Below are 11,660 nucleotides of genomic sequence, written 5' to 3' on the forward strand. Positions count from 1 at the left end.
CCAGCTTTCAAAGAAGCTGGATGATCCTATGCGGTAGAACGGGTTTACCGTTTCTGGAATATTGTTTCTGTAAACGCCGTTATAGTTTGATGAACCGGTTTCTGAGACCAGATAAAGGGGTAGCGACTGTCCGTATAGGCTGTGCCGGTGAGGATGTTTCGGGCAAACTTGATGTTTCCTGCAATGCGGGCACCGATGCTCTGTATGAAAAAATCACAGTCGGTGATGGTGGCATCTCCGTCACGCTGCACGTCGATACAGAAAAAGCGCGCGCCAATGTCACAGTGCTGGATGAGGAAAACACCATAGCCGTGAAATGATATGCCTGTCCCTGCTCTGGCAAAGCCGCAGTTCTTGATGTGGGCATCCCCGCTCCATGACAGCTTCAGGTTACTTCCGGAGACATGGTCATTGCCGTCAAATTTTATGTTTTCGAAGCGGCACCATTGCGGCTGGGCATCATTGCCCAGTGTGTCGGGAGCGTAGACTTCCAGCTGATCAGTCATGTCTGCCCCGGCGATGATGCCAGCATTGCCAAAGCCTATGATGACCAGCTGTGGCGCATTGATGGTGGTCCAGCGGGTAATGACCCCTTTCTCAGGGGAGGCATTGGGGTAGGGCGTGCCAGAAAGCGGACGGGCATATATCTTGCTGTTGTGCCGGTACCATTTTCCATGGAGATGAACGGGTATGCCCAGTTCAATCCCGACGGTCATGGCGTCCTGTAATGCCTGGGTGTCATCTGTTGCGGTGGCATAGCCATTCTCGCCAACCTTATACCCGATGGCTGAGGTGGCCAGCATTTCGGGTCTGACGGAATCACTGCATATTTCCCACCAGCTGCCATCCAGAGACTGGATCCTGCCCGGATGAGAAGGTTGCGCCGGGACACGTCGGTAATGGGCTGTCGCCGGGTCAGAAGTGGCGGTGCGTGACAGGGCAATGAAATACGTGACATCGGCAGAAATATCCGTTTTTTCAGCTTCTTCAGCACTGGAGAAGAGAATTGCGTCAGACTTTCTGGCAATGAGGTCAGATAATGGATGATCAGTGCCGTTTATGATGATGGTGCCGTCATTGATGCGGGCATTGTTCAGCGTGGGACTGTCAAATGTCTGATGGCTGTTATCCGCAATGGCATCAGCCTTGTTGGAGAAGACGTTTTTCCATTCTTCGGCTGTCGGCGTGTAGCCCTGACGCCATGCAGGATATGAGGCAGGGCCACGGGATGATCCGAATTGACCGTTCATGCGTCGTATTCTCCAGTTTCATCATCAGCATTCGGATTGATGGTGGTGGTGTGATAGGGACGCCGCCAGCCGACAGGGCTGCGGCCAATGGTCAGGATGCCGACCCTGCCGTCAGGGGTATCTGCCGGGATGTATTGATGGTCATCATCAGCAATATCCCGTGTGGTCAGTCCGGTGGGGATGACGCCATTTTTGCCCATGGGAGGCGCATAGGGAGACGCAGCCGGAGAAGGAGGCTGGCTTCCGCCTGCCACATAGCCCACATCCAGCGTATTGCTGGTCTGATGGATGTCATGCCCATGATCGAGGCCAGAGAAGCGCACGCCCAGCCAGTCCGGCATGGTCTCGGTGTTTACGACATCCACACGCTGGTCAGCCAGGCAGGCCCGTTCCACCTCACGGCTGGCCTCCTGCTCCACGGCAGCGGTAGTATTGCCATCAATGCCGAGCGTGGTGGCGATGGCAGATGCAAGACAGAGCCAGAAAGCCCGACGGAAGGCGGCTGGCCAGTAGTCGATGTCCACGTTTTTTGTGATGTAGGTCGCGCTGACGGTCTGGCTGTCCGTCAGGATGACAGGGCGCAGCACTGTGCCCCCAGCCTTGCCCATGCCCTCGCCAAAACTGTCCCGCCGGTCGAACATCTTCATGCGCTGGTCCACGGGCCTGACGGTCTTTCCGTCATCGACCCGCAGAACCCGCACGCTGTCCTCCGGCATGAGGATTTCATACCGCCAGAGAGGGCTGTCACTGGCCACAGCCGTGCCTGTTCCCACGCAGCGGGGCCACTGCCATGTGTAGGCCGGTCCGCCAAAGCTGGCCGGATGGGCCAGCAGGCCGAGCAGCACGTCGTCATAATAGGCGGCGCAGACACTGGCCTCCACGGACCCATCATCAAACGCCGTGATGTTGCTCTGTGTGCCCAGGCGCATCAGTGCCCGCCTGCACAGGTCAATGGCTGTCGTCATGGCGTGACTTACCCTTTGGCGGCTGTCTTCTTGCCAGACTTCTCATCGGCAGCCGGTTCATCAGTCTGGGGTGGTGCACCGTCAGGGCGTGTCAGGTCTTCCTGAAAGGCCCGGCTGGTCACGTCCCTCCGGGCCAGCTTTCCAGCCTTTTCCTTGGCGGAACGGGCCTCGTCATCCAGCGGCTCAAGATTGAAGCCGGGGATGCCTGCATAATCCACTTCCTCACCAACGGTCAGAAAGTGACCGTTGATGAAGCTGTTCTGGATGACACGATATCTTGCCATGATCGCCTCACGCCACGTAGTTCTTGGGGTAGGCGATCTGGGCGGGAACATCGAGATTGATGCCCGCCGTCACCGTGCAGGATGTCATGGCCTGTGCCGGGTTGTAGGTCAGGCGCATGTAGCGGTAGGGCGTGTTGGAGAAGGCCGGTTTGGCCCGCACGGCAAACGGGCTGCCCGGCCCGATGAGGGAGAGGTCGATGCCCGGGAGCTCCTCCAGCGTGTTCCAGTTCTGGTTGTCCGTGGAGACCTGAATCTTCACGTCCAGCCTGCCACTGCTCGGAGAGGGCGTGTTGGGGAACTCGACCCAGACCTTGAAGCCCTCGGTCGGCCCGAAGTCACGGGGCTGGGAGAAGTCGACCACGTTGGTGGAGGGTGTGTCCTGCCCGGCGGGAGCCTGTGTCAGGTCCTGGGCGTTGGAGAAATTGAGCAGTCTGTCGGTGATCATGATGCGACCCCTTACTGGATGGTGTCTTCAGTGTTCATGATGGCGTCCACCACACGGATGGGGATGCCACGGAAGCGCAGCACCGGCTTGCCATCGAACTGGTCCTGCGTGAGCAGCACGTTGGTCTTGTTCATGGCCTGAATGGACAGGGCAGAAGCGATCGTGCGGTTCACATAGAAGACCGGGCGACCGAAGGAGAGCGGCGTACCGCCCGTAGCCCGTGTGGCGGACTGCACGTTGGAGGCGGAGCTGGGCATGGTCGGGGGCTTGAAGCAGGCTGCGGCCATCAGGGCGATCAGGTTGGCGGCATCCGGACCAGTCAGCTTTGGCACGTCGATGTTGCCGATGCGGACGAAATACCGCCAGTCACGGATGGTCAGGCCGCAGTCCCATTTGTAGTGCATCTGGTAGGCCTGATACGGGTTGCCGTTCTCGTCCAGAATGGGCGCATCAGTCGTGACATCCTTCTGCTGGAGACCGGCAACGGAGCCTTTCGGGAAGATGCCGAAGCCCGCTGTAGGCCCCCAGCAGCAGAGCCAGATGGAGGTGTTGGTGCTGCCACGGCCTCCCGCATCCATCACGTTGGCAGCGGAGGGAGCCTTGCCGGTATCCAGCGTGTTGAAACGGGGCGACAGACCCGTGAAGGCCGCCACGTCCTTCTGCTCGTTGCCGTAGATCAGGGTGCGGGCCATCTGCTGGTTCATTCCCTCAAGGAAGGCGAGGTCTTCAGACAGGCGGAAGGCGGCAACATCGCCTTCAAGGTTGGCCAAGGCCTTGTCGATGGTGGAATAGGTTTCCAGCATCCCGCATGTGTCCGTCACCTGTGCGGTGGTGGACTTGCCACGGGGCACACCGTAGTTGAGCATACGCCATGTGGCGGCTGGCAGGCCCGTGCGGACGGTCGTCTTGTTGCCTGTCGGCAGGTTGCCTTCCTTCCAGATGAGGTCTTCCAGAATCTCGTTGGTCTGGGAGAGCAGGTTGACGGTATCGGCAATGCCGCCATTCGGATCACGGCGGGCGGCCCAGTCGGCCAGTGTCAGAAATGTGCTGCTGTTGAGCGACATGGTTCAGTTGTCCTTGTCAGTTGGATCCGTAACGCCGCCGGGCGATGGCCTCGTAGCTGTTGTCTTTCAGCTCGCTGGCGGGTTTCCCCCGGTCGGGTGTCTGTGCAGCCCCCAGGGCCTTGCCGATGGCATTGAAGGCATGGATGACGGCAGGGTGATTGCCCGCCCCGGTTTCGACCAGAGCCTTGCGGAGGGCATCTTTCTCGCCCCCGAACTGGCTGAAGACATGGGCCACGTTCTGCATGACCTCGGGTTTCAGGTTCTCGCCATCGGAGAGCGTCCTGTCATTCAGGGCCGTGTCACGCCAGCCCTGCTGGATGGAGGCGTGCTGTTCGGCAAGCCCCGTCAGGCGGTTCTGGAAGAACTCCAGCCCGTGTTTCGTGACGGCATCGAACTGCTCCTGAGACAGCCCATGCTCACGGGCCAGAGCCTCGTAGGAAGACAGGGCCTCCCTGTCGATCTCCATGCCCTCGGGCGGGGTGAACTCGTATTTTTCGGGGGCCTTGGGCCTGTCTTCGCCCTTGGCGTCTTCATTCTCTGCCGGTTTTTCAGCAGGCTTCTCGCCAGAAGCGGCTGCATCGCTCTTTTCGCCAGACGGGCCTTCATTGCCCGTCAGGCTGGTGTTGTCTGCCGCTTCTGGCGTGGTCTGACCGGCCCCGGCATCAGTCGCCGGTGCATCAGATGTCGGGGTTTCAGCCATCTCCAGAACCTCCATCATTTATGATGGAGGAGAGAGTGTCAGGGCTTTGTAATTCTAGCGTATTTTTAGGCGCTCATTTTTTATGAATCGTTCTAGTTCGTTTTTTATTTTATTCATATCCTCGATAGTATTTTTTATTTTATCTTTTTGGTTGATATTATAGTTCGTTTTTAATATCATAATTGGAAGTTCATTTTTGAGAGAGAAAATTTCATCTATTTTTTTTATTTGATCATCTGGATAAATGAAAGAAGCTGTTATCTTTTCTTCAGTAAGTTTATTATTTCTTTCTAGTAATTTTTCTAAATTATCCAATATTTTTTTCTTGAAACACATCAGATTCAATCTGTATGTACTTATGCTATCATAAAATATCTCGAGGGATATTATGTAATTACATAATGCAACATGAAATTTCATTCTTTTTTCAAAAAGATCGAGAGCAAGTTTATCCTCTGCAATGTCTTTCTGTTCTCTTGTTATTTTACGAGCTTCATAACCAACATATAAGGCTGTAAATGCTGTAATTATTGAAGGAATTATTTTATAAATATTATCATCTTTTATGTTAAATTTGAAAAATCCAGAATAATATAATATAAATAAAGAAATATAAAGAACTATGATGGATATCAGTGTCTCTACTGTTTTTAATTTCATGACTTGAACCCTTGGTTGTCTTGCTGCTGTAGAATGTCCTATTTTTTGAGAAGAGATGTCAATATCTTCTTTATGCCGATGCCAGTAACAGCCATGTGCAGGAGGCGATACATCTGGAAAGAAACGGAACTCAGTCTGTCTCCATATAGGCGAAAAAGCCAGATTTTCATGCAGCCCCTCTAAATCACAGATGAAGATTATATTTCTTCCAGTTTTCCATCGTCGTCTGCCGATCAGGCCCATACCGTCCGGCCATGATGTCGCTGCGCTGGACAACAATCGGGTTGCCGTCCTTTCCCTGCAGGTACTGCCATTCTCCCGGCACCGTCCTGCTGGGGATGGCGAGGCTGTAGCCGCTGTTGTCCGACACTGAGACCCACTTGCCGGATGCTCTGGCATTGGCCAGTACCTGCTCGTTGGAGAGCTTTTCACTGACGCCGGGCAGTGGCCTGACCGAGACATCATCAGGCCTCAGCCGGGACATGAAGGTGGCGAGGGCGTCCTGTGTCGTGTCCATCTCGCCCTTCGGGGTCCGCAGGTAGCCGGATGTGTCATATTTCAGGTCCACCATGTCCTTGCGGGCCTGAGCCAGGGCGTCATTCACGTTCATGCCTTTGCCCATATAGCCCAGAGCCTGCATCTTCACCGTGTCATAGAAGTTCCTGTAGCTGGCTGGCCCTCCCTGCTGGAGGAGCATGGTCTGGCGCAGGTCGGCCAGACTGTTGCCCACAGGGTCGTTGCTGGCCGTGGCATTGAGCTGGACGGCATCCGGCCCGGCCAGACGTTTGAGGTCATCCGTCCCGGTCTGGATATTGCGCTGGAGAACGGCCCGTGCGGCTCCCTGCTGGGGCGTGTCCATGTCGGCAATGACCGCATAGGGGGCGGGCAGGCCCTTCTGCACCAGCTCATCCAGAATGCCATTCCATGCCGACCTGCCGTAATGCTGCCTCATGCCGTCCATGATTGGGGCGATTGCCTGTTTTGTCGGGTCGATGCCCGAAAGCCCGGTGATGATGCCATGTGCCTGATCGTCCGTCAGATAGCGGGGTCTGGTCACGCCCATCATCTGCTGCACGGCCCGCAGTTTTCCGGCATAGGCCTCAAAGGCTTCCGGCGTCTGGTTCTGCTGGTAGTCCTGCCATGCCTGCTGCACGGAGGGGTGCCCGGCGGCATAGCCTGCCGGGTCATCCCTCAGGGCCTTCGCCCGTCTGGTCATGGCAAGCTGGAGATGGGACTGTATCTGGGCACGGGTAACATAATCGTCCACATTCGCATCACCAAGAGCGGCTTGAGACGCCTGCATGTAGGCCCCGACCTGTGCAGGAGAGGCCCATTTCAGAGCGTTGAGGGCAAGGCCAGCCTGCCGCCTCTCATTCAGGCCAGAGACGATGCGGTCCGCCTCATCAGGCTGGTAGAGTGACCTGATCTGCTGTTCGGGCACCTGATCCTGCGTGTTGCCGTCCATGTAGGCGGCGGAGAGGTCATTGATCTGCCCATGCAGGGACGCCCTGGCATCCCGTGTCTGGGCCTCCCACAGCGCATTGTTGTGCATGGCCCGGGACATGGCGTGATCTTCAATTTCCTGCCCATAGCCACGTTCCTGCGCTACACGATGGATCTCTGCCAGCTTGGCGGAAAGGTCCGGCGGCGTGGCAGACGGGGCGGGAACATTGCGGGAGAGAGATGAGGCAACCCGTGAGACATAACGCTGTGTCTCATCATAGGGGATGGACTGCACGAACTGCTCGTCACTGATGGCCCCGGTGCGCGGGTCGCCATACTGCTTCAGCCACCTGTCCACCGTTCCCGGCCCTGCATTGTAGGCGGCACAGGCCAGCGTCTGGTTGTTGCCGTACCTGTCGCAGAGCTGGTGGAAGTAGGCCTGCCCCAGAGCACGGTTGTAATTCTCATCATGCAGGAAGCGGTTCTCATCCCACGGGATGCCGATGCGCCGGGCCGTTTCTTCTGCCGTGGCCGGGAGCATCTGGGCTATGCCGATGGCACCCTTGCCAGAGGTGATGGTGTTGCCATCCCTGTCCTTCTGCCTGCCTCCGCTTTCGGCCAGCAGCATGTTCTGCATGGTGGCGGACGGGTCGGCATCGGGCGGTACGGCCTGCGGTCCACCATGATCGTTCCAGACCTCATTGGCGAGGTTGTCCCCGACCTGCCTGTCATATTCGGGACGGATTGAGGCCAGCGTCTGGGCGAAGACGGGAGCGGACATGTTCTTCTCGTTGGAGAGGAGCATGTTCCGGGCACTGATGGCGTCGCCCTTCTGGGCCGCCGTGATGATGGCCGTGTGGAAGTAGCTGTCATTCCACTTCTGGATGTTCTGCAACGTGACAGGATGGTCCGCTCCGTAACCCAGCGTGGCATTGCGGGCGATGATGCTCTGCCTGCCCTGAGCATAGGCACTGGCGAACGCTGCCGGGTTGTCGCTGTTGGCGGCCCCGCTGCTGGCAAGGGAGGAGAGCGTGGCATCCTGCACGTTGTCCTGATAGCTCTGCCGCTGCCCGGCGGCATGGGCGGCCAGACTGCCCAGCGCACCATTCATGAAAGGCTCGCTTTCCTGAGCAAAGATACGCTGCTGTGCAGGTGTCAGGCCGTTCATGAGGGACTGCTGATACTGCCGGAAACCGTCAGCCGTTGGCTGCCATGCATCCAGTGCCGCCTTGTCCTTCAGGCCAAGAAAACCCGGATTCATCGGGTCTGACGGATCTCCGTACTGCACGACCTTGCCATGCTCCCGCAGGTCATTCATGGCGTTCTGCACGGCAGTGATGTCATCTTGTCGTTGCAGGCGGAAGGCGGCATCTGCCACATCACCTGCACCCTGCCCAAACTGTCCCAGACCACGGGCAATCATGCCGCCATAATTGGGGACGTTCAGTACTTCCGTTCCACCCGCTGATACCCGGTCAGGCAGTTTGTAAAGGTCATCCGTATAAGGAACCTGCGGCATGGATTATGCCCTCCATGGGGATGGGGTGGAGGAGGCGGCACCGGCTATTGTGTGGCCGTTACCACTGAATGGATCAGTGAAGGAGGAGCGGGCACTGCTTGCCATGTCGTTCCATTTCGGGGCGAAGGCAGACACGCCCTGCGCCAGTGATCCTGTGGCACCAAGCGCACCGGAGGCCCATGCGGCAGGCGTTCCGGCTGCGGCAATGCGGGCCTGATTGTTATAGGAGATCGCCTGATTGCTGTAGGCCGTGGACTGCGTGCTGGCATCATACTGGTCCGTCCCCACGGACAGGCCGGTATTGCGGGCCGTGGACTGCTGCACGTCAAGGGCGGACCCGCTGGCCGTGTCCACGCCATTTGCCGCCATGAAGGCCCGCTGGGCTGCCAGATGCTGGTCGCCCTGCTGGTAGTCCCTCTGTGCGTTCAGATAGCCCTGGTCGATGGAGTTCTGCGATGCCTGCGAGGCAATCTGGGCCTGCTGGCGGCTCTGCTCTTCCTGCGCCCTGTTGGAGGCGGACTGACTTTGAGCGGCGATGAGTGCGCCGGAGGCACTGGCGGCGGCGGAAACACCTGCTGCGATGGCGGCAATGGTGCCGGTGATGACGCACATCAGGCAAAACCTTTCATCTCAAAACGGCAGAACATGGCCCCATCAAGGCCGTGCGGCTGTGGTGAACCGATGGTGAAGCCCAGCCATGAAAGCCAGCGTCTGGCCCCGGTGTAACGGGCATCGACATGGTTCATGAGCAGGGCGTGCTGCTGCCGCCACTGGCCAACCCAGAAGCCTGTCTCCCGCAGGAAGGTCTTCTGGTGACGGCTGATGGCCGCCGTTCCGACCAGCCACGGGATGCCAACATCCATCTTTGGAGCGATACCGAACAGCGCAACGGGCTGTCCGTCATCCAGAAACAGGCCTGCCATGCCGCCCTGTCGTGATTCCGCCACGCTCCGGCGCATGGCGGGGAGGATGTGGCCATGCCCGGCCCGGATGACCTCCAGCGCATCATTCCGGCGGAGCAGGGGCGCAATCAGGTCGGCATCGGATGGTTCGGCAAAGCGGAAGGTCAGCATGGCGTCATCTCCGCTTCAGGGCGTCCGTCATCCAGTCTGTCAGCTGGATGCCGATGCTTCTCTGGCCCTCACGGTAGGCTGTTGCACCAGTATCGCCGGGCACGAATGAGGCACGGTCCCTGCCTGTGGCCTCGATGATGCGCCGGAGAAGACGCTGCCCCTCCGGCAGTTCCAGAACGGCCTGAATGTCAGCCTGTTCCTGCGTGGCCCGTGCCTTGCGGCGGTGTCCATGGTCCCTGATCTGTTCCTCATCATGCGGGTCGATCGTCATTCCCTGTTACCCCTGTGCTCCGGCTGCGAAACTGCCCATGATGGCCTGGAGGGCGTTCGTGCCACCTCCGACATCCGTGTCGGAGAGCGTCTTGGCCCCGGCTGCCATCTGTTGCGCCTGTTCTGCCATCTGCTGCTGTTGCTGCTGATAGGCCCGCTGCTGCCTCTGCTGGGCCACGAAATCCGGGTCTCTCAGGATGGACGGGTCCACACCCAGCAGGTCGCCATACCGGTCGATGGCGGCATCGAGATCCAAGTTGTCCATGATGGACGGGTCAGCACCGGCCAGAGAGCCAGCGAAGCGGACGATCTGCTCGATGCCGGTCGTCTCCGTGGCCCGCTGGGCCTGTGCCATGATGGAGCTGTAGGCGATCTTGATGTTATGGCCGTTCAGCTCATCAGGGCGGGGCAGGATGAGGCCGTGGCGTTCCATGATCTCCAGCGTCGTGGTGATGATCGGGTCAAGGGCCTCGTTGTGGAACCTCTCCAGCACCGGGCCGAGAGTGAGCATCTTCTCCTGCTGCCGGACATTGATCTCAGCTGCCGTCACGGGCTGGGTCGTCTCCATGCCCTGCGAGACCATCAGGATCAGGTCATTCCGCAGCGTCTTTCGTATCTGGTCCTGAAACTCGGCAATGCGCTGTTGCAGCGGCGTGACGTTCGGGCTGACCTGATAGACTGGCCGGATGCCAGCCCCGGAACCGGAGGCATTGAGGCCCGGAATGAAGTTCAGGCCGCCGGGCAGCAGATTGACCATGCTCTCTTGGAGAGATGCATCCGCCATGGTCGGAGGGCGGGCATATTTGTCGATGGCCTCGGCCAGCCTGACCTGCGCCACCTGTAGCGACTTGATGTCCGGCAGGGCGTCTTCACCGGGGCCATGCCCGTACACGTCATTGCTGGCCGTGGACCAGCGGGGCGCAATGAATGGCTTGCGGGGATAGGCCTCGATCAGCAGGGCAGGGTGCGTGTCATTGCCGTACTCGTAATAGATGCCGATATAGGGTGCCCCCTGCCAGCCGAACGCCCCGGCAATGCGGGAGCTGTTGGGCATGATGGCATGGACGATCGGCAGCTCCACCGTGAGCTGGCGGCTTTCCCAGAGGGACTGGACGGTCGGTGACACGTTCTCCAGCCCGAAACGCTGGACGATCTGGGCCACGTTCTGGACGTATTCACGGAACAGGGTATCGACCTCGCCACGGTCATTCTGGGCAAGGTAATACTCACCCGCCGTTAGCGGGTAGAAGCGAACGATGTCTTCATAGTCCTGAAGGATGATGCAGGCCGCCGTGCCGAAACCGGCCAGCTCCTCGTAGGTCTGGCTCATGGCGGCATAGAAATTGCCTGTAGCCAGCACCCGCTGGAGGCGTGACTTGGTGTCGGACAGCCAACGCTTGATCCTGTCATCATCATTCAGCTGGTCATTGTTCGTCTCCAGCCGGAACCAGTCACGGGCCGGGGACGTGATGCCTGCCATGAGGAAGGCCGCCAGATTGCCCAGGGCAATGCTGCCCGTCTTGTCCACGATCTGCGGGCCTTTGACACGCCCTCGGCTGGACTGGTTCGGCACATGAAAATAGCGGCCTCGTGTCGGCAGGATGTAATGGCTGATCTCCCGCCATGTGTCCCGCCAGACCAGCCTGTCAGAACGCAGCATGACGAGCCTGCGGTCGGCCTCGTCACGGAGGGACTGCATGCCTGCTTCATCACGCATCAATGCAGGCTGTTTTGTGGCGGGACGCTGGGCCATGTCAGCCGCCGAGCAGCGTCTTCGGTGCGCTGTTGTTCGTCTGGGACAGTCCCTGCGAGCCTGTCAGCAGGGTAGAGCCGAAGCCGCCAGCCAGCCGGGCGGCATTGGTGGCCTGCTGGGACTGCTGCTTGCCCGCCTGAGTGACCTGAGCAGCAGGGGACGGAGTAGGGAGCGGAGTGGAGAGGTGTGGAGCAGATGAGCACATAATGGGCCATCATGCAGGGCGTTTGTAAT

General features: G+C 58.8%; 13 protein-coding genes. All 13 read right to left on the reverse strand.

Features of this window, described 5'->3' with window-relative positions:
* Nucleotides 1-44 precede the first annotated feature (44 nt).
* Genes CPA56_RS02740 through CPA56_RS02800 form a run of 13 tightly spaced genes read right to left on the reverse strand, consistent with a single transcriptional unit; the run spans nucleotide 45 to nucleotide 11,631 of the window.
* Nucleotides 45-1,250 carry a hypothetical protein gene (locus CPA56_RS02740; protein WP_182040477.1) on the reverse strand — a complete coding sequence of 402 codons (1,206 nt, stop codon included), beginning with the start codon at nucleotides 1,248-1,250 and terminating at the stop codon, nucleotides 45-47.
* Nucleotides 1,247-2,215, reverse strand: a complete 969-nt coding sequence (locus CPA56_RS02745) for a hypothetical protein (RefSeq protein ID WP_182040478.1) — start codon at nucleotides 2,213-2,215, stop codon at nucleotides 1,247-1,249. The genes CPA56_RS02740 and CPA56_RS02745 overlap by 4 nt, the downstream gene beginning before the upstream one ends.
* An 8-nt stretch (nucleotides 2,216-2,223) precedes the next feature.
* Nucleotides 2,224-2,499 carry a hypothetical protein gene (locus CPA56_RS02750; RefSeq protein WP_182040479.1) on the reverse strand — a complete coding sequence of 92 codons (276 nt, stop codon included), beginning with the start codon at nucleotides 2,497-2,499 and terminating at the stop codon, nucleotides 2,224-2,226.
* Nucleotides 2,500-2,506: 7 nt separating this feature from the next.
* Nucleotides 2,507-2,944 (reverse strand): hypothetical protein, encoded by a 438-nt coding sequence (locus CPA56_RS02755; protein WP_182040480.1) that lies wholly within the window; start codon nucleotides 2,942-2,944, stop codon nucleotides 2,507-2,509.
* An 11-nt stretch (nucleotides 2,945-2,955) separates the two neighbouring features.
* Complete coding sequence (locus CPA56_RS02760; RefSeq protein ID WP_182040481.1) at nucleotides 2,956-4,008, reverse strand: major capsid protein; 1,053 nt, start codon at nucleotides 4,006-4,008, stop codon at nucleotides 2,956-2,958.
* A 16-nt stretch (nucleotides 4,009-4,024) separates the two neighbouring features.
* On the reverse strand, nucleotides 4,025-4,708 hold the full coding sequence (locus CPA56_RS02765) for a hypothetical protein (protein ID WP_182040482.1): 684 nt from the start codon (nucleotides 4,706-4,708) through the stop codon (nucleotides 4,025-4,027).
* A gap of 54 nt (nucleotides 4,709-4,762) precedes the next feature.
* Nucleotides 4,763-5,611: a hypothetical protein gene (locus tag CPA56_RS02770; RefSeq protein WP_182040483.1), complete on the reverse strand. Its 849-nt coding sequence runs from the start codon at nucleotides 5,609-5,611 to the stop codon at nucleotides 4,763-4,765.
* Entirely contained in the window at nucleotides 5,553-8,330 is a 2,778-nt protein-coding gene (locus CPA56_RS02775; RefSeq protein WP_182040484.1) for a transglycosylase SLT domain-containing protein, read from the reverse strand. The genes CPA56_RS02770 and CPA56_RS02775 overlap by 59 nt, the downstream gene beginning before the upstream one ends.
* Nucleotides 8,331-8,333: 3 nt before the next feature.
* On the reverse strand, nucleotides 8,334-8,942 hold the full coding sequence (locus tag CPA56_RS02780; RefSeq protein WP_182040485.1) for a virion core protein, T7 gp14 family: 609 nt from the start codon (nucleotides 8,940-8,942) through the stop codon (nucleotides 8,334-8,336).
* Nucleotides 8,942-9,403 carry a hypothetical protein gene (locus CPA56_RS02785; protein ID WP_182040486.1) on the reverse strand — a complete coding sequence of 154 codons (462 nt, stop codon included), beginning with the start codon at nucleotides 9,401-9,403 and terminating at the stop codon, nucleotides 8,942-8,944. Before CPA56_RS02785 ends, CPA56_RS02780 begins: the two co-directional genes overlap by 1 nt.
* A gap of 4 nt (nucleotides 9,404-9,407) precedes the next feature.
* Nucleotides 9,408-9,674 (reverse strand): Bbp19 family protein, encoded by a 267-nt coding sequence (locus CPA56_RS02790; RefSeq protein WP_182040487.1) that lies wholly within the window; start codon nucleotides 9,672-9,674, stop codon nucleotides 9,408-9,410.
* A 6-nt stretch (nucleotides 9,675-9,680) separates the two neighbouring features.
* Nucleotides 9,681-11,426, reverse strand: coding sequence for a portal protein (locus tag CPA56_RS02795; protein WP_182040488.1), 1,746 nt, complete (start codon nucleotides 11,424-11,426; stop codon nucleotides 9,681-9,683).
* A 1-nt stretch (nucleotide 11,427) separates the two neighbouring features.
* Entirely contained in the window at nucleotides 11,428-11,631 is a 204-nt protein-coding gene (locus CPA56_RS02800; RefSeq protein ID WP_182040489.1) for a hypothetical protein, read from the reverse strand.
* Nucleotides 11,632-11,660: the final 29 nt, after the last annotated feature.

Origin of the sequence: Bombella mellum (assembly GCF_014048465.1) — a bacterium.
GTDB classification, from domain to species: Bacteria; Pseudomonadota; Alphaproteobacteria; order Acetobacterales; family Acetobacteraceae; genus Bombella; species Bombella mellum.